Genomic DNA, 26114 nt, shown 5'->3' on the forward strand with positions numbered 1-26114 from the left:
TATTTTTAGAATAAGAGGTGATAAATATGCAAGGAAGAATAAAGGTATTAAAAGATGTAGATAAAAGCAATATATTACCCATGACACATGCAAAAGCGGTGTATGTGGATGAAGAAAACACATTAGATAAAACACTTAATAATATCGAGTCACAAATAATACAACAAAGAAAAACTTATGCTGAATTAAAAGAGTTAATTGAAAATAATAAATTAATTCCAGGAACACAATATGTACTTATAGATTATAGAACTAAGTATCAACAGCCTACAACAAATGTTATTAAAGAAATAGAAGTAGAAGAATTAATCTTAACAGCTAGTAGTGTAAATACATTTGAACCAGTTGTTTATAGTACAAAATATCATAGTGATACAATTTGGTATGACTTCGATAACAATTTGTGTGAAGATAAGACAACAGAAAGAAACGGATTTATTTTAAGACGTTATGACCCTGTAACTGGTAATGATGCACCACAGGATTGGAGAAGTATGTTATGGGCAAGGTATAAACCACACCCTACAAGTTATATAGCAAATGGTTCACAACGCGATTATGTGTATCACTCCGCTAATCAACCCGCAATGATGGGTTATATATATAAAGCAGGCAATAAATTATGGGTGGCTAAGAATACAAATGTTCCAACAAGTGCGACAGATACAGCTGTTTTCTTTGAGATTTATCCAGATTTAAATACTCCTTTGTTAACACGTGATAAAACCAAAATAGCTCCCGGCATAGAGTTGTTGAAGGGTGATTTAGTGGAAGTGCCTACATTTGGAGCAGGTTGCGCTGAAAACATTATTGAAAGCACTAGTTCATTACATGACAATGTATTTATATCTGTTTGTTCTCGAAATTATTTAGGGCAATATTGTATCAGAAACTCCTTTTCGGGTACGAGTAACACTAACACTCTTCAGAAATATGCTTATGATAATATTTTTATTGAAGCCCAAAGTAATTTTTTTGGGAACTGGTTGCAATGAAAATTTTATAGGGTTTCAATGCACTAATAATTATTTTGGTATTAATGCAGATAAAAATACTATGTTGAATAATTGTTCTTATAATGATTTAAGTAGTTTCTGTGACGGAAATCATTTTTCGACATACGCTTCGTACAATAAACTTTCAAATACCTGTAGAAATAACATATTTTCATATAGTTGCACTTACAATAGTTTAGGGGTTGAAAATATCGGGAATACTTTTGAGAACGATTGTAAAAACAATTCATTTGGAAATAACTGCACTAATAACAAGCTAGCCAAAGAATGCGTTGGTAATTCATTTGGTAATGTTTGCACTGAAAACAATTTAGGAAAAGGCTCACTGTATAATTCGTTTGAAAATAAATGTTATAAAAATACTTTTGGTGAAAGTTGTTGGAGTAACACTATAGGTAGTAACTTTTACAATAATACATTTGGGAGAAGTTGTGACTCAAATACAATAGGTACAAGTGTTATGAATAATATTTTTGGTGACGAATGTGACGGTAATGTATTTATAGGTCCTGTAAACTCTACCGCTTTTGGCGATGGTTTTAAGTATAACTTCGTCAAGAGTTTAGTTAGTAAAAATATTTCTACTATGCAGGGAAATTTAAGGTACAATAATGTCACAGTCAATTTTGAACAAGCTAACGGTGGGAAATATATATCGTGGTGGGTTGGTACAAATAACTCATTTACGGTTGTTGAAATACCATAAAAGGAGGTAATTATGTATAAAATAAAATATTACAATAACGAACTTAAAGGCTATCGAGATAAAGAAGTTGAAATTGATAGCGAACTTACAGAAATAAAAACCAAAATAATACAAGAGCCTATTTTTGAGCTTGTTAAACTTGAATATGAATGTAAAGATGAAGAGCTTAACTATTGGTTAGATGTTATTACAAAGAGCTATGGACAATATGGAGAAGTAACCCATAAACATGTAGAAGATAAATCAACAAAAGAAGAATTAACAATTAAAACAATAAATAATCTTACAATAGAAAATAAAAAGAAGGATATTTTAATAGCTAGTTTAACAGAGCAAATAAACACTTTAAACATAAAATTAACCCAATTAGGAGGCAGTGAGAATGTTTAATTTTTATAAATTGTTTTATAGTGAAAAATATTTAAACTTAGATGATTTAAAAGAAGCTACAAAATGGGGTGTTTTAACAGTAGAAGAGTTTAAGAGCATTACAGAAATGGATTATATTACAGAATAAATTAAATTTTAAAGGCAAGATAACAGACCATAGGGCCTTTTTTTCTTGCCTATTTTTATAACAAAAGAGGGATGTAATATGGAAAAAGAAAATTTAATAAAAACAATAGTAGCAAGTATAGGAACAGGATTTACATGGTTCTTTGGAGCTTGGGACTTAGCATTACAGATATTAGTTACTCTAATGGCTTTAGATTATGCAACTGGTTGGATGAGGGCATATTTTAATAAAGAATTATCTAGTAATGCTGGGCTTAAAGGTATTGCTAGAAAAGGTGTTATATTTGTAGTATTAATAGTTGCAGTAAGCTTAGATAGGTTATTAAATATTGATAAATGGATATTTAGAACCCTTATTTGTTATTTTTATATAGCAAATGAGGGGTTATCTATTTTAGAAAATTGTGGATCATTAGGATTGCCTATACCAGAAAAAATAAGAGAAGCATTATTACAACTTAAAGAAGGTAATAAAAAAGAAATTAAGAAGGAGGATTAATTATGAGAATAGGTATAGATTATGGACATACTCTAAGGGGTTATGATACTGGAGCAGTAGGTAATGGACTTAAAGAACAGGATATTACAAGAGAAGTAGGGAAAATAGTTACTTCTAAATTAAGAATTTTAGGTCACACAGTTATAGAATGTGCAATAGATAGTGCTAATAGCGTAGGTGAAAGTTTATCCTATAGAGTAAATAAGGCTAACTCTAATAATGTAGATTTATTTATATCTCTACATGTAAATGCAGGAGGAGGAAAAGGTGTAGAAATATATACTTATAATAAGGAAACTCTTAAAGAAGCACAGGGGATTTTAAAAAATGTATCTGCTTTAGGATTTAATAATAGAGGAATTAAGGATGGTAGTAATTTATATGTAATAAGAAATACGAAGGCCAAAGCAATGTTAATAGAGCTATTCTTTATAGATAGTATAGACGTAGAGTTATACAAAAAAGTAGGTGCAGAAAGATTAGCTAATGCAATTGTAGAAGGAATTACAGGCAAAGCTATGCCTAACAATAGTAATTGGTATTCTTTAGATGGAAAGCTAGGCATTGTTACTGCCAAAGACGGTTTAAATGTAAGACAGAGTAAATCTACTAATAGCAAAATATTAGGTATCTTGAAACATGGAGAAAAAGTAAGATTATACAGAAAAGAAGGGGAGTGGATACACATTTACTATCCTAATCATGGTGGATATGTACATGGTGATTATATAGACATATTTCAGTAAAAAGATAGTTTTTAACTTGAGAGAAGGACTATCGTATTTTTTATATAATGTATTAAATACTATTTACATCTATAGATATTAAGAACTTATATTTACTACCGCAAGTTTAATTATGTACTTAAAATCATTCGTATCACTCTAATTTTTAAATTTTCCTTCGATCTTTTTAATTATATAATCTATCTAGCTCCTTTTTAATACTTTTTTGTACAAAATGGTTAAGGTCTATTCTAATGGAAGCCTCTAGTAAACTTTTTCCTCCCTATATTATGCCTACATTTGAGCTAAGATTAGTTTGCAGATTCTAACGGAAAGTTATTATTTATTTAAAATATTAAAAGTAAAGTTTAACTTCTGCGGCAGAAGTAGAAAAAAACGTCTGTACTATCTAAATCTAGCTCTTCAGCTATTCGTTCAACCAAATCTATAGTTACATTTTTATTATATTTTTCTTTATTTTCAAGCTTACTAAGATAAGATTGTGTTATTCCTAACCTTTTAGCAAGATATTTTTGCGACATTCTTTTTGATTTTCTTGCATTTTTTAACATTATCATACCTCGAATTGTTTTATCAATTGGATTTTTACACAAATTACGACAAAATAAAACTTATAAATTGTGCCTCAAAAGGACTATGTCGAAATATTCCTGTCAGGAATACTTTCACGAGGTATAATTATATTGCATTTAAAGTAGAGTTGGAGGGGAATTTATGAGGGGATTTATATATAAAAACAAAAAATACATAGTAAAATTATGTGATTATAATTTTAAATATTACATTACAAAATATAGGGGATATACAATAATTTATTTCAATAAAACTTTGGGTAGCAAAGAAAAGTCTAGAATACTTCATAAGATAATAAGAAATCCTATGATATACTCTTAGAATATAATGTTAAAAAATGCAAGAATAAATTATAGACTTGATTATATTTTGTATATGTAAAAATCTAAGATATAATATTAAAAGTGGCTTTACTACTAATTCTATTAAAAAATTATACATATATTGTATTGTATTTACAACAATGGCCTGATGGTATAAAATTAAATGAAAGTTGGCAAGTATAAATAAGACATTTTTAGAAAATAACTAGTAATTATGATACTCTATTTTATAATACTGCATTAAGATAATACTTTAATGCAATTATTAGTGAGCCTTTATTCTAGTATTAGTATCAAGTTTTAATTAATTATTTTAGTTCAAATATCTAAAAATGCTCAAATTTGAGTTTAAAATGGAGATGATAATTTTGATAAATGGAAACATTGAAAGTGTAAAAAAATCCATACTTAATAGATTAGATACAATATATGAAATGAAGATACCTAAAGATATGATATTTACAGAAGAGCTTGTAAATCTTTTAAATGAAGTTACTTTAGATTTAGAAAGAGAAATTAGTGTTGCTATAGATAGAAAAGGAAATATAATAGGAGTTGCAATTGGTGATAGTAGTACCGTAGACATCCCAATAATAGATGTTAAAGAAGGGAAATTATCAGGAGTTAGAGTAATTCATACTCATCCTAATGGAAATCCTAAATTATCTGGATTAGACATATCCGCATTAATTAAGTTAAAGCTTGATGCTATGGTTGCAATTGGAGTTAATAATGAAGGTAACTTAAAACATCATATAGGATTTTGTGATGTAAATAATAATATTTTAGTTGAAGAAGAATTAGCGTTTAAAACTACAGAAGATGTAATGCAGTTTAAGTTTTTAGATAAGGTTAGGCATATAGAAAGCCTTATCAAAGAAAATGATGTTATTGAGGATAATACAGAGAGGGCAATATTGGTTGGGACAGAAGATGAAGAAAGTTTAGAAGAACTTGGAGAACTTACAAAAGCCTGTGAAGCTATTCCTGTATATTCAATACTTCAAAAGAGAAGTAAAAATAAAATAGATCCTGCTTATTATATAGGCAGAGGTAAAGTAGAAGAGATAGCTTTAATAAGGCAATCATTAAGAGCTAATGTGGTTATTTTTGATGAAGAGCTATCAGGAGCGCAAGTTAGAAATTTAGAAGGTGCATTAGGAGTAAAGGTTATAGATAGAACTACTCTGATACTAGAGATTTTCGCAAGAAGAGCAAAAACAAAAGAAGGAAAAATTCAAGTTGAACTTTCACAGTTAAAGTATAGGCTTTCAAGATTGGGAGGTCTAGGTACAGTGCTTTCAAGAACTGGGGGAGGTATAGGTACAAGAGGACCAGGAGAAAAGAAGCTTGAGACGGATAAAAGACATATAAGAGAAACAATATATGAGTTGAATAAGGAACTTGAAAAAATAAAACATATTAGGAATACACAAAGAGAAAAGAGAAATAAAGATAGCATATCTAAGATTTCTCTTGTAGGATATACTAACGCAGGTAAGTCAACGCTAAGAAATACTCTTTGCGATATTTATCCATTAAAATCTTCCAATATAAAGGAGAAAGTATTTGAAGCGGATATGTTATTTGCAACCTTAGATACTACTACTAGAGGAATACTACTTCCTGATAATAGAGTAGCCACCATCACAGATACAGTAGGATTTATAAGAAAGCTACCTCATGAGTTAGTTGAAGCATTTAAATCTACTTTAGAAGAGGTAATTTACTCAGATTTACTGCTGCATGTAGTAGATAGTTCTAGCGACAGCGCTGATAAGCAAATTGAAGTTGTTGAAGATGTTTTAAAAGAATTAGATACCTGTGATAAACCAACTATATTAGTTCTTAATAAAATAGACAAAGCTTCAGAAGAAAAATTACAGGGTTTAAGGGAAAAATATAAAAACTATAAAATAATAGAAGTATCTGCAAAAGAGGGAATAAACTTAGAAAGGTTGTTAAATGAAAGTACAGAATTACTTCCTTATAAGTTAAAAGCTTTTAAGGTACTAATTCCATATGCAGATTCTAGCACTGTGGCATATCTTCATAGAAACGGAAAAGTTGATAGTGAAGAGTATGTAGAAGAAGGAACAGTTATGATGGTTCAAGGTGATGAGGAAGTATACAATAAATGTAAAGATTATATAATTGAAGAATAAGTATACACCTTCTAAAATAGAATTATAATGAAGAAAGATAATATTTTATATAGCTTACTTTAAAAATCATACATAAATATGTTAGTTCTAAAAATTAATATATGAAAATAGTTGATGTCTTTTAATATTATAATTAAAACTATTGAATTCACAAGTTATGAATGAAAATATTTAATGGCACATATATATTCAGCTATACTTGAATAAAACTGCTAACTGATTTTAAAGTTAGCAGTTTTAGTTTTATAATAAGGCATCTTGTTCATAACTTTAAATTGTTACTTTATTTTAGATGCCTAAAGATTTATAAATTGGAAAAATGGAAAAGATAATTCCATAAGGAGGGATCATTATGGAATATATTTGTCCACAGTGCAATGAAATAAAGAACTGTAATTATATATGTAGTAGATGCGGAGGAATCATGGAGGATAAAGGAAGAGTGCAAGAGTATTATGGCCCTTATAGTGCAGATGCACCTATTGAGGATAATGGAAATAGTTGTACTCATGTTTTTCTATGTAACAAGTGTAATCTTATGGAGAGAAATAATATAAAAAAAGTTATCATATAATTTTTTCCATGAACTTTCCTAATTTATATATTATAATTAAATGTAAGACATACTAAAAAATAACTAATCAGTATGTAGTTTATTTTTATCATATTGCATCATCACAATTCCAAGAGAGTTAGATTGTCAGGGAAACTGTTTCATTGCTCGATGTAAAATATAAGATTCATATTTGATTAGTTATTTTCTTTTATATGTAAAATATCTTATTTCTCAGTTTAAGGTATTTAAAGATGAGGTGAAAAAATTATTGAATAATGGTCTAGTAAAGTTTGATTGGAATTTTGCTGAAAAGTATAGTAATGAAGAGATATCTTATTTCTTACATTTAGAAGGTAAATCCATAGAAACTATAAGTATTATTAGAAATTTGCAAAAAGCTGAAGTGCAGAAGCATATAATAGCATGTAAAATAAAATATAGGTATGTAGTTAAAAGCCAAAATATAGAAGAGCTTTTTAAGACTTTATCAAAGGTAGGAAAATCAGAAAGAATATATATATTAAATAGTCTAGATGTGGTTAATAAAACAAAACTTATAGATTATATATTAAAAAATCATTTAGAGGTATCGTTAAAAGAAAAAGAATTTGGAATATGGGTACTAGGTGAGCTTAGAGCTTCTCAATCAGTAGATTTTTTAATAAAATCTACAGTCCATAAATTTGTTAATATTAGGAGATTGTCCGTGTCGGCTCTAGGAAAAATAGGAGATTCAAAAGGAGAAATGGCACTTCTAAGAGCCCTTCAAGATGAAAATAATCAAGTAGTAAGCTATGCTATAAAATCTTTACAGAAAATAAAGAGTGAGAAAGCCATAGAAAAAATAAAGGAAATCTATAAAGTTAATGATAGACCCTATATAAAAAAAGCCTGTGAAGAGTTTCTAAACAGTTTTAAAGATACAGAAGATAGTATTGGTTAAATTTATTATATTTTATGAGGAGGGATAAGGGATATGAGTTATTTTACCATTAAAGATGAGGCAAGTTCAGAATTTGAAGAAAGAAAATCTGTCTTTATAGGATATGCTAAAAGAGTTAAGACTGAAGAAGAGGCTAAAGAATTTGTAGCAAAGATAAAAGCTATGCATAAACAAGCTACTCATAATTGTTCAGCTTATATAGTAGGAGAAAATAAGGGAATTCAAAGATATAGTGATGATGGTGAGCCTCAAGGTACAGCAGGCATTCCAATATTAGAAGTTATAAAGAAAAATGATTTAACAGATATAGCAGTAGTAGTTACTAGATATTTTGGAGGTATACTTTTAGGGGCTGGTGGTCTTGTTAGGGCTTATTCCAAAGGTGCATCTGAAGCTATTAAAGTTGGGGGAATAGTTGAAAAAGTCAAGGGACTTGAGATAAAGGTAAAACTAGACTATGACTTATTAGGAAAAATTCAATATATTTGTGGTAAAAATCAATGGCATATAGAAGATACTATGTATACAGATAAAGTTGAGATTATAATGTATTGTGAAAGTAAAAATTATGACACTATACATGGGAGCTTTGTAGAGGCTACTAATGGAAAAGTAATAATTTCTGAAGAAGAAGAGGAATATTATTTTAAAATGGAAAATAGACTTTTTAAAGAGGTGATATAGGGTATTTGAAAGAAGATAGATCACTGTGTTATAATGTTTAAGGAGTATTTTAAAGTTAGGCATTTTCAAAAAAATAATAGACCAGTATATTAGTCTATTTTCCATTATACTGCGTTGTCAGAACCAACCCATAGTGCTACTATGAGCGGAACCTGACGCCTTGTCTAATATGAGGCATATTCAAAAAAATAACTAGCCAGTATGTTCATCTATTTTGTATCATACTGCGTCGTCAGAACTCCATGATAGCTAGACTATCATGAAAACCTGTCAACTTGTCTGATGCAAAATATATTTCACATCTTTAACTAGTTATTTTATTTCATATGCCTAAAATATACTAACATCTTTGGTTTATTATTTTCTTTCACATGCCTTATACAATGCAAAAACATTATTTAGGCATCTTCATAACTAGTATACTGACCAGTAATTTTATTTTAGATGCCTTACATATAAAGTTAGGAGAGTGGAACTAAATGTCAGGACATTCAAAATGGCATAATATACAAGCTAAAAAGGGAAAAGTAGATGCTAAAAGAGGTAAAATATTTACTAAAATAGGTAAAGAGTTAATGGTAGCTGCTAAAAATGGCGGTGCAAATCCAGAAACAAACAATAAGCTAAGAGATGTAATTGCTAAAGCAAAGGCTGCTAATATGCCATCAGATACAATAACTAGAGCAATTAAAAAGGCAGCAGGAGAACTTGAAGGAGTTAGTTACGAAGAAATTACATATGAAGGATACGGAGCAAGCGGAGTTGCGGTTATTGTTGAGGCACTAACAGATAATAAAAATAGAACTGCAGGAAATGTAAGACATGCCTTTTCAAAACATGGTGGAAATATGGGTTCAACAGGTTGTGTGAGCTTTATGTTCCAAAAGAAAGGTGAAATTGTTATAGAAAAAAACGGTGACCTTGATGAAGACGAATTAATGATGATGGCTCTAGAAGTAGGAGCAGAAGATTTTGCTTTTGAAGATGAAGTTTATGTAGTAACTACTACACCAGAAGATTTTGGAGCAGTAAGGGAATCTCTTGAAGGAAATGGAGTGGAGTTCTTAGAAGCAGAAGTCAAATTAGTTGCTGACACTAACTCAGAAGTAGATATGGAAACAGCAGCTAAAATACAAAAAATGTTAGATGTATTAGAAGATGACGATGACGTTCAAAACGTATATCATAATGCAGAATTCCCAGAAGGATTTGAAGAGTAATTTCGGAAGCTTTATAAATCAATAGACTTCATAATTTGTAGAAATTATAAAAATTAATATAAATATTAAAAATAGGTTCGATTACGTTATATAGGCTTTTTGCTTAATTGATTTTTCATTTATAAAAAATTTTTAAACCACCTTCAATATAGATTATTTATTAAGAATCTATATTGAAGGTGGTTTTTTGATTTTATTTAAAGAGATTGCAAAAGAGTTTAAGCTTGATATATAAATAAAAATATTCTATAGAATAGTATTTGTTAAATTATGAAACTATTGAAATCATTGTAAATATATGATAAATTCGATATAGCAATTTAGAATTTAAGAGAGAAATTAAAAGATTATTATTTTTGATTTTAATGCTAACTTTTATTTAATATAGTGGAAAACTAAATCTAAAAATTTAGGGAAGAACTATGGGAGAAGGAGCTAGAATATACTAGATTATTAGAGGAAATAAAAAATATTCAGAAGAGTTGTCCAATTATTATGATAGTTTATTCAATAAGGTAAGAAAAGATGTTACATTAAAGTTAGAAAAAAATTAAACATGGTTAAAGATTAATGGACAAGTTATAGACTATATAAATTTTTATAAAAATATCAATAATAATTGTGATGGAGATTTTAAAAATGGGATGTTATATTAAAGGATTTTTTATCTTACTGGTAATAGGACTTATAGTTAAATACCCTATACCTTTTATTGTTATGGTGGTAGCTTTAATTTATTTTATATTTAAACCAGAGAAGAAAAGTGTTATTGAAGAAAAGGAAGTTAAAGAGACTTATAAAATTCCTGAAGAAACTTTTAAGTTGCATATTATCCATTTTAAATATGGAAATGAAGTAATAGCAAATAGAGACTTTCAAGTGTGGTTAGATGGTAAAGAACTATGCTTTTTTGGCAATGTTAGCCCGGAAAATCTTAAAATAAAACAATATATAAAGATAAAAATACCAACTAAAAATATTAATTTTTTTACTAGGATAGGAGATATGTATACAAAAGGAAAAGATGGAGAAGTTGTTGACAACAGAGAAACTGTCATGGAAGTAATTGATGATAAAAATGAAATTACATATTTAAGATTTGATTCAGATGCATATGAAATTTTTGTAACATTGATTATAAATAAGGAAAAATCATTAGTTAGTCTTAGAAAAACAACAAGTAGTCAATGCAAATAATAATAATGAGAGTAATATTAGTAGTGATGAAAGCATGTATAGAATAGAAAAGATAAATAGCTAGGGGAAAAAGAATAGTTATAGAAGAAAAAGTAATTATTAATGAAAGTATAAAAGGATTAGGTAATCTAATCTTTTTTGTTTTTTTAGAAACAGAAAGATTATTAATAATGAGAATATTAGCTAGTATGTATAAAGTGTTACATAAGCTAATGTGGTATTTAAGTAAATGAGCATTGGATAAATTAAGCAGTTACTGAAGGCGTTTATTATTAAACCCAACAAGTATACACTTTGGTAATAACTTTATTGTAAAATTATGATAATGATATTTATGGGGTGGGGACATGGTTAATAAGAATAAAATTTTAATTATAGAAGATGAAAAATCAATTATTGATATAATGTGCTATTCTTTCAGAAAAGAAGGAATGGAAGTTGTATATGGATTAAATGGAAGGGAAGGTATGGCTTTAGTAGAAAGTTTTAAACCAGATTTAATAATATTGGATCTTATGCTACCAGATATTGATGGTTTTGAAATTTGCAAGATAATAACAGTAAAATATAAGATTCCTATTTTGATGGTTACTGCAAGAGACGATATTATGGACAAGGTTCTAGGACTTGAAATGGGAGCTGATGATTATATAACAAAACCTTTTAATATTAGAGAAGTAGTAGCAAGAGTTAAAGTAGCATTGAGAAGAATAGAAAATTTTAATAATAATTATATAGAGAAATATCAGGAGAAGGATATCATAGTATCAGAAAATATTGTGATTATACCTAAAAGTAGAATAGTAAAAAAGAATGGTGAAGAAATTAAATTAAAGCCAAGAGAATATGATTTATTGCTGCTATTTAGTGAAAATAAAGGGAGAGTTTTTTCAAGAGAAACTCTTTTAGATAGTGTTTGGACTATGGATTATGATGGAGATATTCGTACTGTTGATGTCCATGTTCAAAGGCTTAGAAAAAAGTTGGATGATAAAAACAATCCTTCTATTATAGAAACTATATTTGGAGTTGGATATAAGATGAGGTAAAGCCATGAAGTTAAAATATAAGTTTTTGATAGGATTTTTAGCTGTATTTTCTATAGCTTTTTATATATTAAATTTTTTTATAAGTAAGAATATAGAAAAAAATAATAAAGTAGTTTTAAGTAAAGAGATGAGAACTCTTTATCAAAACTCTCAAAGTTATATAACACAGTATTTTGTTTTAAATTCTATAGAGATAAGTGAAAAAGGTTTTAAAGATAATACAACAGATATAATAGTAGAACTTAGTGATAAAAATAATTGTAATGTTTCATTATATGATAAAGATGGTAATATACTGAATAGTTCCTATGGTGGTGAAGATGTTACTGTTTTTCCTAATTTTAAAGAGGATGTAATTTTAGGAAGTAATGAAGATTTAAATATGGCAAAACAAGACAAGCTTTCTTTTTTAGTGAATAATATAGAAAACAAAACCATTGTAAATCTATCTTATCCATTATATATTAATAAAAATTTCTTAGGGATAGTACGATTTAGTAAGGATTATACCTATTTATATGAGGGAAATAATAATCTTTTAAATATAGTAAGAATAATTGTTGTAATAACCTTTACAATAATTTTTATTTTTTCCTATCTTTTGTCCATAAAAATAACTAATCCAATTATGAAATTAAGTGAGGCTTCTAGAGAAGTTGCTAAAGGTAATTATGATGTAGAGATTTATATAAAGTCTCAGGATGAAATAGGAAAACTTTCTGAAGATTTTATAAACATGAAGGATAAAATAAAAAGCCAAATAGAAACTTTAAAGGAAATTCAAGCATATAGAAAAAAATTTTTTGATAATGTAACTCATGAATTAAAAACTCCTCTTACCACAATATCAGGGTATGCAGAAATTCTTAGTGAAGAAGAATTTAGTGATGAGGAATTTTCAAAAAAGGCCATAAATCATATAAAAGATGAAAGCAGCAGATTAGAAAAAATGGTTATAGAACTTCTAGAAATATCAAAGTTAGATTCTTTTGATCATAAAAAGATAGAAGTTGAAAGATTCAATTTTTCTAAACTATTAGAGGATTTGTGTTATCATATGAGCTTTAAAGCAAATAAATATAATATGGATATAGAGGATCATGTACAGGATAATATATATATTTATGGAGATGAAAGTAAATTAAAACAAGTTATAATTAACCTTTTAGATAATAGTATAAAATATGGCAAGTCTAATAGTACTATAGAAGTAAAGGCAAATATTATTGATAATTACTATGAGATTGATATTAAAAACAAATTTGCATATAATGAAGAAAAAGAAGTTGGAAGTAGGGGATTAGGGCTTTGTATATGTAAAAATATAATAGAATTTCACAAAGGTATTCTTACCATAGAGGATATAAATAATGAATTTAAACTAGTAAAATTTAAAATCCCTTTAAATTAGCAATACTTTGACAATAAGTATATAAACTATGGCAATATATACAAGTTAAGATTTATATAAGAAATGTTAAAATTTTGGGGGGATTTAAAATGAAGTCTAGTAAAAGGCTAATAAAAGACAAAATCATAATATTACTAAGTACAATTATGGTGTTTCTTAGTGGATGTGGTACACAGCTGGAAGATAATACGGTAATTTTAGAAGAAAATTTATCACAAGCTTCTCAAGAAGACTCTCAGTTAGAAATAACTAAAGAATCATTAAAAGGAGAATTTTATGAAGAAACCTATCAGCCAACATATAGTGCTGCACTAGAAGTTTTAGAAAGAAATGGAGATAGCGTGAAATTAAAGCTTTTTGGTAAAGAATTAGATTTGTTGAATATGGAAGGTAAAGATGGACCATATAATCTTCAAACTCAAAGTAATGATAGAAAAAGCATTTATTTTAATGCTGTATCAGATAAGGATGGGATTTATAAGGTAAGAACTGGCAATATGAAAGAAGTTGAATCTGTAATTATACTACCTAAAAAAGAGGATTTTATATGCAATTTTAATGTACTAAAGGATGGTAATATTATTTTTAGAGGAATTTATAATGAAAGCATAGGGGTATTTTATTATAATGCTTCTAAGAATTCAATAAATAAATTAATAGCAGGAGGAAGAAATGAAAAGGGTATGTGGATACCAATATATAGCTTATCTCCTCATGAAAATAAAATAATTTATTACCAACTTAAAGATAGTACTAGTAATGTAAATATTTATGGAGGAACTTTTAGTGAAGGAAAAATTAAAAATGTTACAATAATTGAAGAAAATATAGTTCCTTTAATTTTTGATTATATTAAAGATGGCAAAGAAATTATAAAAGGAAAAAATCTTATAGGTGTGTTTTTTACAAGCTGGGATTATTATGATGAAAAAACAGCCATAATATCAATACCTTCAAAATTATCTTCAGGTTATAACTATGAGAAAAGGACATATGTGGTAACTCTTGAAAATGAGCAAGATAAGATAGATAAGGCAGCTAGAGAATTTATAGATGCATTTTATACTGTAGGAGAAAAAGAATATAATTTAATGAAAAATTTGGGGGATAACAGCAAGAGTAAAAAAGAAGCTACTAAATTAATTGAAGATTCGCTAGCATCTTGTATGACTAGTGATGCAAGACTTACATTAATAAATGATATGAAATATATAAATAGATTAAGTGAATATATCTCTAAGAAAGAAACTTTAAGTGTATATAATATTGTTTTAGAGAAAACAGAAAAAAATGCTGGTTATGTAACCTACACTTATAAAATTACATTCTGGAAAAAAAGTAGTGATAATAAAGATGAAGTAAAAGAAATATCAAAATCTATATGTTTAGAACAAGAAAACAATCAGTGGAAGGTTAATAATTATACTAAGTTTACTTATTAGCATTTGAAATTTATGCAGAGGTTTAAATATAAGAAGCTTTAATTTTTCATTTTAAATTATTAATGCTTAATTTCTAAAAATTTAATATATTAGATAAATCATAAGGAGGAAATAGCATGCCATTAAATTCTTTTAATAAAGCATCAAAGAATAAAGATCAATGTAGAAAGAGTTGATATGATCCTAATAAATTTATCACAGTTGGAAGCTGGAAAATTACTGCAATATCATTAGCAATATTAATAGGGCTTTTTCTTATAGTATTTTTATTTGTTTTATAAATTAATTATTTTAGCTTATAAAATAATAGAAAATAGTACTATTTCTTTCTTTAAACTTTTATTGTTTATATTTAGCTATTATATTACTATGATCTTATTATAGTTTTTCTTTATATAAAGTTGTTTATGACCTTTAATATATAATTTATAAGATATTCTTCTATAATTTGAATAATTATTTTATGTAAATATACATAAATTGAGAATTTAATAAATGATTATAGACAAAAATATATAATATACTTAATATATTATATGAGGTGATTTTACAATGAAATATAAATTTAACTTTGAAAATAGAGAATATGAGCTAAAAGAAGATAATCTTGAATATATTTATGATGAAAACATTGAAGGTTTTGAGTATGAAACCCTTATAGAACTTTTAAATAACAGCGATAAAGTTAATTTTGATTTAGAATATTTTGATGGACGTTGTGATGTATGTGAGGCTGGTAAAGGAGAGGGAAGAAAACATTATGATTTTCTCGAATATCATTTCTTTTTATTTACAAAAGATAATAAATACATTATAAGTACTATTTCAAAGGATTATGAAGAAAGCAAATATACTGATTTATATAAGAGAAAGGTTATAGATAATGATTTTATAGTAAGTATAATTGTATGTAAAGAATGTGGAGCATGGATGGTAGAAATAGAGCAATGTGATATGTAAGAAAATACTACATAAGTGTTATAGGCATCAAGTATAAAAATTAAGAATTAATATTTAAGAATGAAGAATTAAGGAAGAAATTCGCTTTTAGCGAATTTCTTAAAAAACTTCAAAGACACTGGAGCTTTAACCTTAATTCTTTATTTTTAATTCTTAATAATAGGCGGTATTTTGTAGGGGTGAACATTGTTCGGAAGTTTTAACTTACATATATGAAATTACTATTCTTGGCAAGGTAAAGATAATTTTTAATATATAAAATTAAAGACTTCTACTACAAAAGAGAAGTCTTCAAAATTTTTATAAATTTTTAATTATATAAAGTTTATGCAACCTCATTTATAGTATTGATATTTTGAGGAGCTTTAGCTTGCTTTTTAAATACTCTACTTCCAATTTCACCAGCTAGTAATCCACCTAGAACACTAAGACCTACTGCTAAAACTACATTTAGAGGATTGTTAAAACCAAAAGGTGCTAATAACCCAGGAATAGGAGAAGCTGTTCCTGGAGCATTATTTATAATTTTAAAATGTGCAGCTGCTAATCCTGAAAGTCCACCACCAAAAAAGTTAGAAACGTATATTGGTATAGCATTGGCAGTTACGATATGTGCTTGAGTTAAAGGCTCTAGCATTACAGCAACAACATTGCTTTTACTTCCTAATTTTAATTTGTGGAAAATCATTCCGTTTGTAAATGAACCACCTACACAGGCAATAGATGCAATACCCATTGCTAAACCTTTAAGATCAAGCATAGCAGTTAATGCCATTGAACTTAATGGAGAGGTACAAATCATTTTCATAATTCCACCTAGTAGGAATCCCATTAAATAAGGAGATTGTTCTGCTGCTATAGAAATCATTTCTCCTATATTGATTAAAGTTGCATTAACTATAGGATCTACACCTAAAGCAATACCTCTAGCTATTGGAGCTATTAATAATGCTCCAACTATAACATCTAAACCTTCTGGTAACTTTTTCTCTATATATGGAGCAATCAATCCTACTATATATCCTGCAATAAATCCTGGTAATATTCCGTAGCCAGATACAGCCACTCCGGCAACTACAGCATATATAGGATTAATACCCATGCTGATGCCAACTAATATAACTGCTGCAACTCCTCCCATACTTCCTGAAGAGGAACCAACTGTTGATAAGAAACTAATATTTAATAAGTCACCACTAATATATTTATGAATAGCTTCTACTAAGAAAGTTGCTACCGCTGCATTAGCTAACCCAGACATAGCTTTTTGACCTTTAGGCATTTTTAAGCTAAATAGTGAAAATAAAGCTAAAGTGAAAATTAATAACCCTATTCCTTTAATAATTGTAAGCATAAATGGCCTCCTTATAAATTTATTTTAATCTTATAAATTTAAATTCATTAGACATGGACAAATTTAGCTAAAAAGTAAATATTTATTCTTTTTAAAATAATCTGAAAATTTAATCTAAATTAAGTTAAAAAAATATCAAATAAATTCAATGTATAAAACATACAATATAGCAAAATATTTATAACTATTTGAAATTTTTATAGAAAACTTCTTTATTATTTGATTTAAATATAATTATATTTGGTAGCTACAAAAAAACTCAAAATACTACAAAAAATATTTTTAAACAAGGTAAAATTTTTTAAATATTAATACAATTCAAAAAGTATTAATATATAAATTTTGTTAATAAATAAATAATAAAAAGGCTAGGAACTTAAGTTTATAAGCTCATAGCCTTTAGCCGATTGAAAATTGACAGTGGACAATTGACAATTATGGTGGAAATTAGGTTTAATCAACCTAATTTCTTTAATATATTTTAAAGGAAATCAATTCAAAACTTTTCCGTAAGGAAAAGTATCCACAATTGTTCATTGTTCATCGTCAATTTTCAATTGTATAAGTATTATCTTTCACTATAAAAAATTATACCGTTTATGAATTTTTTTATATTAATTTTTCCGTGAATATTGGTTTTACCTCTGATACAATCCATTTCTTTTTTTATCTGTTCAAAATTGTACAGCCCGTTAGAATATTCAATAAATGTTTCATTCATATAGTCCTCTAAGCCTAAGTTTGCTATATTTATCATTCCAACAGTAGCAGCACGTCTAATCCGTTGTTCCATAGATTTAGGATTATCAGTAAACTTACTACAAAGCTCTCTTAAAGTGTAATCTGAGATAGTTTCATTATGTTTCTGTAAATATTCTATAATTAAAATGATATCTTTACTGCCAAGTTCACCCATGATACCAAGCTTTTGAAGTATATTTTTTAATTTGTTTATGTAAGTATTATCTTTTTTAGGAGTTTTGATATTTACAGATGTTTCAGCTACAAATAAATCTTGAATCTTACCTAAAGTTCTATTCATATTTATATTTTCTATTACTTTCTTAATTACATTTTCAACTTCTATAGCATTTACAGGTTTTTGAATATAAAATTCAATTCCGTTTTCATAGGCTTTTGCTATCATATCCTTTGAAGTAACTTGAGATAGCATTATAAAATTAATTTTTAAATTGGATTCTTTACAAGATTTTACTATAGTAATGCCATCTTTATAGGGCATAAGCAAATCTACAATTACTACATCAGGCTTTAATTCCTTTATATCTTCAAAGCCATCAATACCATTAGTTGCATAACCAATAACCTTTCCGAGGTTTCTATCTTCAATAATAAGTTTTAATATATTAATTATACTTATATCATCATCAATTAAAAAAAATCTCATAATTAAATTTCCTCCAATACATTTTTAGGGATTCGTATGATAAAAGTAGTTCCTTCTTCAATTATAGAATTTACTTCAATTTCTCCTTGCAATGCGTTTGTTATGATATCTTTTACTAAACTTAAGCCAAGACCTCTATTAATTTCACCAGTAGTATAGTTTATTTTAGTAGAGAAGCCAGGAGAAAATATTAGGCTAAGATGTTCATCTTTTATACCAGAGCCAGTATCTTTTATTTTAAATATATGGTACATTTCATTTTCAGTATGTTTAAACCATATTGAGTTACTCTTATCTTTATCTTTAATAGCTTCAATAGCGTTCATGATTATATTTCTAAATATAGACATAAGATAATAATGCTTTTTAGTAAAAAAATCTCTTTCAAAATAAAAATAGAGTTTAATGTCTTTATCTAAGAACTCCACTTCTTTCTCCATACTTTCCTTTAATATCTTCATAATATCTTTAAAATAAATACCATTGTCATTTAATTTATCTTCTAATGCCTCTTTAACACCTCTTACCACTAAAGAATATTCTTTTTTTATTTCATGTATATCTTTAGCTATTGTAAGAGCTGAATCTGCCCAAGTTTCGCTATCTTCATTATCGGTTATTTTTTCAAAAAGCTTATAGAAGGTGGTCATGGTGTTTTCAATATGATACATATTTTTCTCCATCCAAAATATCTCTGTTCTAAGTTTAGAAGTAACCCATAAGAGTTTTTTATATCTTTGCTCATGTTCATTTTTTAAAAGAAATATTCCATAGTAATCTAAAGACGTTAATAGGACCCAAATTAGAAAAGAGCGTATTATAGCTACAAAAAAAATACCTTGTTGGATTTTAAAATCAAAAATACCAGGACCTAATCTTATAGTTATTTCAACTAAGTTAGCTAAATAATCAATAATTACAAAACTTATAAAAATTTTCTTAATTTTAAATTTAGAGCTAAATTTCTTATAAAAGCTGAAAAGTATACCATAAGAAAGATAAAAAAATATTTCAGGAAAATATGCATGCAGAATATCTTGATAAACTCCAGTATTAACAAAATGTACAAGTACTCTTAAAAAATACACACCAAATGCAGAAAAAATAGTAGTTATTATTATATCTAAGTCTTCAAAAATATATAAAAAGATAGGGAATAAAATAATGGCTATAGATATCTTAAAGTTAGTTAATAATAAGTTTATATGCATTTGGGCTGCAATAGATACAAAAGTAGAGGCAATAATGCTTTTTTTTAGTTTTTCAGTTTTATTATTTGTAAGATCATTAATATACATGATTTTATCCTTTCCAATTTTACTTTAGAAATACATTTATGCTAATTTTAACATAAAATTTATTATAGTTTTAATAAGCTTTTCAAATAAATTTTTACATTTAAATATATTTTTATAAACTTTCTAATATATAATAAAAGGGATTTAATATATATGCGTAGTAATTAGAGTATAAGATTAAACAGGTTACTCAATATACTAGTTATTTTTTACGATACTAATATATACTTAAAGAAAACTAGAATAATAGACTAATTTAATAAATTTTCTAACCTAAAGTTATATTGAATTGGAGGAGAAAAAATGGAGCATAAATGGAGTTTAAAGGAACTATATGATTCCTTTGAAAGTATTGTATTTAAAGAAGATATGGCTAAACTAGAGGATTATATCCACAGTTTTAAGGATTTTGGAAATCAATTAAGTTGTAGTGGTAATTTGAAAAAAACTTTAGAAGAGTACATTTCTCTCTATAAAAATATGACCACTTTGTTTAATAAATTATTTAGCTATGCTTCACTTACTATTAGTGTAGATACTAAAAATGAAATTGCACTAAAAAATTTAGAGATACTTGAAAATAAATATAGTGAAACAGCTGAACCACTGGCTAAAATAAATAAATTTATAGGTTCTATTGAAAATTTACAGCATATAATTGAAGATTCTCAATTATTAAAAGAACATGAGTATTATTTAAATGAAATATCTAAAAGAAGTAAATACACACTAAGTGATAAAGAAGAAGGTATTATTGCTAAAATGAGTAATAGTGGATCTTCAGCTTGGAATAAAATGATGGAGCTTTTAGTTTCCAATTTAAAAGTTGACATTGAAGAAGAGGGAGAAATAAAAGAACTTCCATTATCAGTAGTTAGAAATTTAGCCTATGATAAAAATAAAGATATAAGGAAAAAAGCCTATGAAGCAGAAATTAAAGGCTATGAGAAAATAGAGGATTCAGTGGCGGCTTCATTAAATGGAATAAAAGGTGAAGTTATAACTGTTTGTAAATTAAGAGGATTTGGATCTCCACTAGAGGAAACACTATTTAATTCAAGGATGGATAAAGAGACTTTAGATGCTATGATTTCAGCAATGAAGGAAAGCCTACCTATTTTTAGAAAATATTTAAAGAGAAAAGCAGAACTTTTAGGATATGAAAATGGATTGCCTTTTTATGAGTTATTTGCTCCTATGGGTAATGTAGATATGAAATTTGAATATGAGAAGGGCAAAGTATTTGTTGAAGATAACTTTAGAACTTTTAGTGATAAGTTAGCAGATTTTGCGAGAAAAGCTTTTGATAATAACTGGATAGATGTTTATCCTAGAGAGGGTAAGGTTGGAGGAGCATTTTGTGCTGGACTTCATATGTTAGGAGAAAGTAGATTAATGCTTAACTATGGAAATACCTTTAGTGATGTAGTTACTCTTGCTCATGAACTAGGACATGGTTATCATGGAGAGTGCTTAAAAGAGGAGAGCATCTTAAACAGTGATTATCCTATGCCTATAGCAGAGACAGCATCAACATTTTGCGAAACAATAATTAAAAAGGCTGCTATTAAAACTGCTAGTAAAGAAGAAGCTTTTTCAATTTTAGAAGCAGAAATCAGTGATAGTACTCAAGTTATTGTGGATATATTAAGTAGATATATATTTGAAACTAATTTATTTAATAGGAGAGAAGAAAGCTCTTTAAGTAGTGCTGAGCTTAAAGAACTTATGATTAATGCCCAACTTGAAGCTTATGGTGATGGTTTAGATAAAGAATATTTACATCCATATATGTGGTTATGTAAGGGACACTATTATAGTGCTGGCTTAAGCTTTTATAATTTCCCATATGCCTTTGGATTATTATTTGCTAAGGGATTATATGCAGATTACCTAAAAAGAGGAGAAGAATTTATAAAAGAATATGATAAATTATTGAGCTTAACAGGAAAAATGGATATAGCTAATCTTACTAAGCTAATGAATATAGATGTACATTCAATAGATTTTTGGAGAAGTTCATTAAAAGTTATTGAAGAAGATATTGAAAAATTCATAGAATTAAGCAAATAAATTTGAAAAAAATTACAAATTATTGTAGTTGACATGTATAAATAAGCTAATTATGGATAAAATCCCTCAATAAGGAGGGATTTATTTTATGTTCAAAAAGTTATTAAAAAACAAAAAAATATTAACATATATTCTTGGTGGTATAATAATCTTTTTATCAAGTTATTTTGTATATACTAATATATTAAAGGGAGAAAATGTTTATTCTTTAGCTAAGGAGGCAAGCTCTACAAGCTCTAAGCCATTAAAATTTAATTCAAAGAATAAAATAGAATTTTTTATTAAATACAGTAACTGTAAAGATTTTATAGAAGATAACCAAATGAATGAAATGGTAGAGAGAGATAAAGACAAACTTAATGGATTAAAGGAATCAGAGCTAGAGGAAATTTATAAAAGCTATGGATATAAGTTAGAGAAGTTTACAAAGGATCAAGTTATTTTTATAAAAGAGATTGAAGGGTATAACTATGAAGTTGATAATTACTTTATAGGTATAGGAGAGAATAATGTAGTTATATATAATAAAAAACAGGACGGAAATATAACTATTGAGGAACCTTTAATTAAAAATGTAAGAAGTGAAGAAAATAAAGCAATAACTTTAGATTATATAAAGGATAAAGGAAATCTTGTGGAATCTTTATATAAAGGTAAAAAAGAATACCAATTTAAAACTAAAGATGAAGCAATAGAATATGCACAAGCATTATGTAGTTCATAAATCATGTTTCTAAAATTAATTTTCAAATATAAACAAAGATTTAAAAAGTCTTAAGAATGAAAGATTCTTAAGACTTTTTAGATTTTAAGTATTTTAATTTAACATTTAGAATAATGTACAGTCCACAATTCACAGTTGTAGTTAAAATTAATTTCTTTAAATAGAGTTTTTAATAAAAGTGGCTGGGCCGCTTCAAAAATAAATAAATTCAAAACTTATCTTATAAAAGAGAAGCATCAACAATTTTCAACTGTATAGCATTGTGAATTCAATAAGGTTTTTTGTTGAATTGTATAAGGTAAGATGGTAAAGTAATATGTAGTTGTAAATTAAAGTAGGAGGGTGATTATTTTGTATGAATATATAAAAGGTAGATTTATTGGTATAAATAAGGATTATGTGATTGTAGATAATAATAATATTGGTTATAAAATATTTACTTCAGGAAATACAATGTCTCAAATGCCACCTACTGATTCAGAAGTCTTGCTTTATGTTCAGCAAATTGTAAGGGAAGATTTTATTGGACTTTATGGCTTTATAACTAAAGATGAATTAGCAATGTTCAATTTGTTATTAACTATTAATGGAGTAGGTGCAAAAGCAACTCTCTCTCTTTTATCTATATGCACTGTTAGAAATTTAAAATACGCCATTTTAACGGGAGATGAGAAGACTTTAACAAAAGCACCAGGCGTGGGAAAGAAAACAGCACAAAGAATTATATTGGAGCTTAAGGATAAAATTCACTTAGAAGATATGATGGAAGATGATGTAGCTCATGAAACCATAATAGAGATGGATTCAATAGTAAATGAAGTGTTTGGGGCGTTAATAGCTTTAGGGTACTCAGAAAAAGAAGCTGAAAAAGCAGTTAAAGCTGTTGGTAAAGATGGAACTGTTGAAGAGATGATTAAGAAATGTTTAAGACATTTAATGTCTTAACTATCTATGGAAAGTTTAAAGGAGTGAACTTCTTTTGGAAGATAGAGTAATTACTTCTCAGCTAAGAGAAGAAGATTTAGATGTTGAATATTCATTAAGACCTCAGCGATTAAAAGAATATATAGGACAGTCAAAGGTTAAAGAAAGATTAGATATATTTCTAAAAGCAGCAAAGATGAGAGAAGAACCATTAGATCATGTATTATTATATGGACCGCCAGGACTTGGAAAAACTACTTTGGCTAATATTATAGCAAAAGAAATGGGAGGAAACCTAAAAGTAACTTCAGGACCAGCTATTGAAAGGGCAGGGGATTTAGCTGCCATACTTACTGGCCTTTCTAATTTTGATGTGTTATTTATAGATGAAATACACAGATTAAATAGAGCAGTAGAGGAAATTTTATACCCTGCTATGGAAGATTACTCTTTAGATATAGTTATAGGAAAAGGAGCTTCTGCTAAATCTATTAGATTGGATTTACCCAAATTTACATTGATAGGTGCAACTACAAGAGTAGGACTTTTAACTTCTCCTCTTAGAGATAGATTTGGAGTACTTTCTCCTATGGAATACTATAATGAAGAGGAGCTTAAAGAAATAGTTGTTCGTTCTTCTAATATTTTAAATGTTTCTATTGAAGAGAATGCAGCTATAGAAATTGCTAAAAGATCAAGAGGCACTCCAAGAATAGCAAATAGACTTCTAAAGAGAGTAAGAGATTATTCTCTAGTAAAGGGTAACGGAGTCATAGATTTTAGTACTGTAAAAGCAGCATCTGAACTTTTGGAAATTGATTGTGAAGGCTTTGATAAAATAGATAATAAAATTTTAGAAGCAATTATAGATAATTTTAATGGGGGGCCAGTAGGAATTGAGACTTTAGCTTATTATATTGGTGAAGAACTGGGGTCTGTTGAAGATGTCTATGAACCTTACTTGATTCAAAAGGGATTTATAATTAGAACCCCTAGGGGAAGAGTAGCTTCAGCTAAAGCCTATAATCATTTAGGAAGAAAAATGCCAGAGAAAAAATAGTATTTGTTATATTATTCATATAATGGTACAATAATTTACCTATGGAATAAATTTATTTTAAATTTAAGAGGTGTAAAATTTGAAGGTTAAAGATTTTTATTTTGATTTACCACAGGAGCTTATAGCTCAAGTACCACTTGAAAAAAGAGATGAATCTAAACTTATGGTGGTAAACAAAATTAATGGAGAAATAGAACATAAAAAATTTAAAGATATTATAGATTATTTTGAAGAAGGAGATACTTTAGTTTTAAATGATACTAGAGTATTACCAGCCAGATTACATGGAATAAAAGAAGAAACAGGAGCTAAAATGGAATTTCTTCTTTTAAGAAGATTAGAAAAAGATATATGGGAAACACTAGTTAAGCCAGGGAAAAGAGCGAAATTAGGTTCAAGATTTATTTTTGGTAATGGTGAACTTAAAGCTGAAATAATTGAAGTATTAGAAAATGGTAATAGAAAAGTTCACTTTGAGTATCAGGGAATTTTTGAGGAAGTTTTAGATATGTTAGGTGAAATGCCACTTCCACCATATATAACAGAAAAACTTGAAGATAGAGAAAGATATCAAACAGTTTATTCAAAAGAGGTTGGCTCCGCTGCAGCACCTACAGCAGGACTTCATTTTACAGAAGAACTTTTAGAGCAAATAAAAAGCAAGGGAATTAAAGTTGTATTTATTACTTTACATGTAGGATTAGGAACATTTAGACCGGTTAAAGCGGAAAATATAGAAGAGCATGAAATGCATTCAGAGTATTATTATCTTTCTAAAGAAACTGCTGATATTATAAATGCCACAAAGGAAGCAGAAAAGAGAGTAATAGCGGTAGGAACTACTTCTAATAGAACACTAGAAAGTGTTAGTGACGAAAATGGAAGAGTAAAAGAAGCATCTGGATATACAAATATATTTATATATCCAGGATATAAATTTAAAATTGTAGATGCACTTATAACAAACTTTCATCTTCCAGAATCAACACTTATAATGTTAATTAGTGCTTTTTCAAATAGAGATATTGTAATGAATGCTTATAAAATAGCAGTAGAGAATAAATATAGATTTTTCAGTTTTGGAGATGCAATGTTTTTACACTGAATAACTCTAGGCATCTTCAAAAAAATAACTAGTCAGTATACTAGTCTATCTTCTATCATACTACGTCAACAGAACTCACTCATAGCTTAAACTATGAGCGAAACCTATTTTCTTGTCTAATACAAAAATAGACGTCGTATCTTTGAACAGTTATTTTATTTC

Annotated in this window: 26 protein-coding genes; 22 read left to right on the forward strand and 4 right to left on the reverse strand. The window is 27.5% G+C overall.

The window, feature by feature from the left end:
- Positions 1 to 26 precede the first annotated feature (26 nt).
- From ACWPW7_RS10220 to ACWPW7_RS10245, 6 genes are all read left to right on the forward strand, one after another.
- Positions 27 to 995 carry a hypothetical protein gene (locus tag ACWPW7_RS10220; protein ID WP_454053430.1) on the forward strand — a complete coding sequence of 323 codons (969 nt, stop codon included), beginning with the start codon at positions 27 to 29 and terminating at the stop codon, positions 993 to 995.
- Positions 976 to 1722, forward strand: coding sequence for a hypothetical protein (locus ACWPW7_RS10225; RefSeq protein WP_454053431.1), 747 nt, complete (start codon positions 976 to 978; stop codon positions 1720 to 1722). Before ACWPW7_RS10220 ends, ACWPW7_RS10225 begins: the two co-directional genes overlap by 20 nt.
- Positions 1723 to 1734: 12 nt before the next feature.
- Positions 1735 to 2112: a hypothetical protein gene (locus tag ACWPW7_RS10230; protein ID WP_454053432.1), complete on the forward strand. Its 378-nt coding sequence runs from the start codon at positions 1735 to 1737 to the stop codon at positions 2110 to 2112.
- Positions 2105 to 2239 carry an XkdX family protein gene (locus tag ACWPW7_RS10235; protein ID WP_454053433.1) on the forward strand — a complete coding sequence of 45 codons (135 nt, stop codon included), beginning with the start codon at positions 2105 to 2107 and terminating at the stop codon, positions 2237 to 2239. The genes ACWPW7_RS10230 and ACWPW7_RS10235 overlap by 8 nt, the downstream gene beginning before the upstream one ends.
- Positions 2240 to 2317: 78 nt before the next feature.
- A complete protein-coding gene (locus ACWPW7_RS10240) occupies positions 2318 to 2737 on the forward strand; it encodes a phage holin family protein (RefSeq protein WP_454053434.1) in 420 nt (139 codons plus the stop codon).
- 2 nt (positions 2738 to 2739) lie between these two features.
- A complete protein-coding gene (locus tag ACWPW7_RS10245; protein WP_454053435.1) occupies positions 2740 to 3483 on the forward strand; it encodes an N-acetylmuramoyl-L-alanine amidase in 744 nt (247 codons plus the stop codon).
- Positions 3484 to 3830: 347 nt separating this feature from the next.
- Here ACWPW7_RS10245 and ACWPW7_RS10250 read toward each other — a convergent pair whose 3' ends face one another.
- The gene (locus tag ACWPW7_RS10250; RefSeq protein WP_291568064.1) at positions 3831 to 4034 is read right to left on the reverse strand and encodes a helix-turn-helix domain-containing protein; all 204 of its coding nucleotides are present in this window, start codon (positions 4032 to 4034) and stop codon (positions 3831 to 3833) included.
- 163 nt (positions 4035 to 4197) lie between these two features.
- Between ACWPW7_RS10250 and ACWPW7_RS10255 the strand changes: the two genes are divergently transcribed.
- From ACWPW7_RS10255 to ACWPW7_RS10305, 11 genes are all read left to right on the forward strand, one after another.
- Complete coding sequence (locus ACWPW7_RS10255) at positions 4198 to 4377, forward strand: hypothetical protein (RefSeq protein WP_454053436.1); 180 nt, start codon at positions 4198 to 4200, stop codon at positions 4375 to 4377.
- Positions 4378 to 4747: 370 nt separating this feature from the next.
- Positions 4748 to 6544, forward strand: a complete 1797-nt coding sequence (gene hflX / locus ACWPW7_RS10260) for a GTPase HflX (RefSeq protein ID WP_454053437.1) — start codon at positions 4748 to 4750, stop codon at positions 6542 to 6544.
- Positions 6545 to 6896: 352 nt separating this feature from the next.
- A complete protein-coding gene (locus ACWPW7_RS10265; protein ID WP_454053438.1) occupies positions 6897 to 7118 on the forward strand; it encodes a hypothetical protein in 222 nt (73 codons plus the stop codon).
- A 250-nt stretch (positions 7119 to 7368) separates the two neighbouring features.
- On the forward strand, positions 7369 to 8043 hold the full coding sequence (locus tag ACWPW7_RS10270) for a HEAT repeat domain-containing protein (RefSeq protein ID WP_454053439.1): 675 nt from the start codon (positions 7369 to 7371) through the stop codon (positions 8041 to 8043).
- 33 nt (positions 8044 to 8076) lie between these two features.
- Positions 8077 to 8727 (forward strand): YigZ family protein, encoded by a 651-nt coding sequence (locus ACWPW7_RS10275; protein ID WP_454053440.1) that lies wholly within the window; start codon positions 8077 to 8079, stop codon positions 8725 to 8727.
- Positions 8728 to 9206: 479 nt separating this feature from the next.
- The gene (locus tag ACWPW7_RS10280; RefSeq protein WP_454053441.1) at positions 9207 to 9947 is read left to right on the forward strand and encodes a YebC/PmpR family DNA-binding transcriptional regulator; all 741 of its coding nucleotides are present in this window, start codon (positions 9207 to 9209) and stop codon (positions 9945 to 9947) included.
- A gap of 639 nt (positions 9948 to 10586) precedes the next feature.
- On the forward strand, positions 10587 to 11144 hold the full coding sequence (locus ACWPW7_RS10285) for a hypothetical protein (RefSeq protein WP_454053442.1): 558 nt from the start codon (positions 10587 to 10589) through the stop codon (positions 11142 to 11144).
- 347 nt (positions 11145 to 11491) lie between these two features.
- Entirely contained in the window at positions 11492 to 12193 is a 702-nt protein-coding gene (locus ACWPW7_RS10290; RefSeq protein WP_454053443.1) for a response regulator transcription factor, read from the forward strand.
- 4 nt (positions 12194 to 12197) lie between these two features.
- Positions 12198 to 13604: a histidine kinase dimerization/phospho-acceptor domain-containing protein gene (locus ACWPW7_RS10295; RefSeq protein WP_454053444.1), complete on the forward strand. Its 1407-nt coding sequence runs from the start codon at positions 12198 to 12200 to the stop codon at positions 13602 to 13604.
- Positions 13605 to 13693: 89 nt separating this feature from the next.
- Positions 13694 to 15046: a hypothetical protein gene (locus ACWPW7_RS10300; protein WP_454053445.1), complete on the forward strand. Its 1353-nt coding sequence runs from the start codon at positions 13694 to 13696 to the stop codon at positions 15044 to 15046.
- A gap of 552 nt (positions 15047 to 15598) precedes the next feature.
- Positions 15599 to 16006: a DUF3785 family protein gene (locus ACWPW7_RS10305; RefSeq protein WP_454053446.1), complete on the forward strand. Its 408-nt coding sequence runs from the start codon at positions 15599 to 15601 to the stop codon at positions 16004 to 16006.
- 325 nt (positions 16007 to 16331) lie between these two features.
- Here ACWPW7_RS10305 and ACWPW7_RS10310 read toward each other — a convergent pair whose 3' ends face one another.
- From ACWPW7_RS10310 to ACWPW7_RS10320, 3 genes are all read right to left on the reverse strand, one after another.
- Entirely contained in the window at positions 16332 to 17360 is a 1029-nt protein-coding gene (locus ACWPW7_RS10310; protein ID WP_454053447.1) for a PTS sugar transporter subunit IIC, read from the reverse strand.
- A 568-nt stretch (positions 17361 to 17928) separates the two neighbouring features.
- The gene (locus tag ACWPW7_RS10315; RefSeq protein WP_291568089.1) at positions 17929 to 18768 is read right to left on the reverse strand and encodes a response regulator; all 840 of its coding nucleotides are present in this window, start codon (positions 18766 to 18768) and stop codon (positions 17929 to 17931) included.
- A 2-nt stretch (positions 18769 to 18770) separates the two neighbouring features.
- Positions 18771 to 20066 carry an ATP-binding protein gene (locus ACWPW7_RS10320; protein WP_454053448.1) on the reverse strand — a complete coding sequence of 432 codons (1296 nt, stop codon included), beginning with the start codon at positions 20064 to 20066 and terminating at the stop codon, positions 18771 to 18773.
- Between the two features lie 303 nt (positions 20067 to 20369).
- On the opposite strand from ACWPW7_RS10320, the gene ACWPW7_RS10325 reads away from it, so the two are divergent.
- From ACWPW7_RS10325 to queA, 5 genes are all read left to right on the forward strand, one after another.
- Positions 20370 to 22139 (forward strand): M3 family oligoendopeptidase, encoded by a 1770-nt coding sequence (locus ACWPW7_RS10325; protein ID WP_454053449.1) that lies wholly within the window; start codon positions 20370 to 20372, stop codon positions 22137 to 22139.
- An 88-nt stretch (positions 22140 to 22227) separates the two neighbouring features.
- Positions 22228 to 22863 (forward strand): hypothetical protein, encoded by a 636-nt coding sequence (locus ACWPW7_RS10330; RefSeq protein WP_454053450.1) that lies wholly within the window; start codon positions 22228 to 22230, stop codon positions 22861 to 22863.
- A 351-nt stretch (positions 22864 to 23214) separates the two neighbouring features.
- Positions 23215 to 23808: a Holliday junction branch migration protein RuvA gene (ruvA, locus tag ACWPW7_RS10335; protein ID WP_454053451.1), complete on the forward strand. Its 594-nt coding sequence runs from the start codon at positions 23215 to 23217 to the stop codon at positions 23806 to 23808.
- 34 nt (positions 23809 to 23842) lie between these two features.
- Positions 23843 to 24847, forward strand: a complete 1005-nt coding sequence (gene ruvB / locus ACWPW7_RS10340) for a Holliday junction branch migration DNA helicase RuvB (protein WP_454053452.1) — start codon at positions 23843 to 23845, stop codon at positions 24845 to 24847.
- 79 nt (positions 24848 to 24926) lie between these two features.
- Entirely contained in the window at positions 24927 to 25952 is a 1026-nt protein-coding gene (gene queA, locus ACWPW7_RS10345; RefSeq protein ID WP_454053453.1) for a tRNA preQ1(34) S-adenosylmethionine ribosyltransferase-isomerase QueA, read from the forward strand.
- The last annotated feature ends 162 nt before the right edge of the window (positions 25953 to 26114 follow it).

It is taken from the genome of Clostridium sp. Marseille-Q7071, assembly GCF_965112025.1.

Coding starts and splice junctions, on each gene's coding strand:
- ACWPW7_RS10220 (WP_454053430.1), top strand. CDS start 27: ATGCAAGGAAGAATAAAGGTATTAAAAGATGTAGATAAAAGCAATATA.
- ACWPW7_RS10230 (WP_454053432.1), top strand. CDS start 1,735: ATGTATAAAATAAAATATTACAATAACGAACTTAAAGGCTATCGAGAT.
- ACWPW7_RS10235 (WP_454053433.1), top strand. CDS start 2,105: ATGTTTAATTTTTATAAATTGTTTTATAGTGAAAAATATTTAAACTTA.
- ACWPW7_RS10240 (WP_454053434.1), top strand. CDS start 2,318: ATGGAAAAAGAAAATTTAATAAAAACAATAGTAGCAAGTATAGGAACA.
- ACWPW7_RS10245 (WP_454053435.1), top strand. CDS start 2,740: ATGAGAATAGGTATAGATTATGGACATACTCTAAGGGGTTATGATACT.
- ACWPW7_RS10250 (WP_291568064.1), bottom strand. CDS start 4,034: ATGTTAAAAAATGCAAGAAAATCAAAAAGAATGTCGCAAAAATATCTT.
- ACWPW7_RS10255 (WP_454053436.1), top strand. CDS start 4,198: ATGAGGGGATTTATATATAAAAACAAAAAATACATAGTAAAATTATGT.
- ACWPW7_RS10265 (WP_454053438.1), top strand. CDS start 6,897: ATGGAATATATTTGTCCACAGTGCAATGAAATAAAGAACTGTAATTAT.
- ACWPW7_RS10275 (WP_454053440.1), top strand. CDS start 8,077: ATGAGTTATTTTACCATTAAAGATGAGGCAAGTTCAGAATTTGAAGAA.
- ACWPW7_RS10280 (WP_454053441.1), top strand. CDS start 9,207: ATGTCAGGACATTCAAAATGGCATAATATACAAGCTAAAAAGGGAAAA.
- ACWPW7_RS10285 (WP_454053442.1), top strand. CDS start 10,587: ATGGGATGTTATATTAAAGGATTTTTTATCTTACTGGTAATAGGACTT.
- ACWPW7_RS10290 (WP_454053443.1), top strand. CDS start 11,492: ATGGTTAATAAGAATAAAATTTTAATTATAGAAGATGAAAAATCAATT.
- ACWPW7_RS10295 (WP_454053444.1), top strand. CDS start 12,198: ATGAAGTTAAAATATAAGTTTTTGATAGGATTTTTAGCTGTATTTTCT.
- ACWPW7_RS10300 (WP_454053445.1), top strand. CDS start 13,694: ATGAAGTCTAGTAAAAGGCTAATAAAAGACAAAATCATAATATTACTA.
- ACWPW7_RS10305 (WP_454053446.1), top strand. CDS start 15,599: ATGAAATATAAATTTAACTTTGAAAATAGAGAATATGAGCTAAAAGAA.
- ACWPW7_RS10310 (WP_454053447.1), bottom strand. CDS start 17,360: ATGCTTACAATTATTAAAGGAATAGGGTTATTAATTTTCACTTTAGCT.
- ACWPW7_RS10315 (WP_291568089.1), bottom strand. CDS start 18,768: ATGAGATTTTTTTTAATTGATGATGATATAAGTATAATTAATATATTA.
- ACWPW7_RS10320 (WP_454053448.1), bottom strand. CDS start 20,066: ATGTATATTAATGATCTTACAAATAATAAAACTGAAAAACTAAAAAAA.
- ACWPW7_RS10325 (WP_454053449.1), top strand. CDS start 20,370: ATGGAGCATAAATGGAGTTTAAAGGAACTATATGATTCCTTTGAAAGT.
- ACWPW7_RS10330 (WP_454053450.1), top strand. CDS start 22,228: ATGTTCAAAAAGTTATTAAAAAACAAAAAAATATTAACATATATTCTT.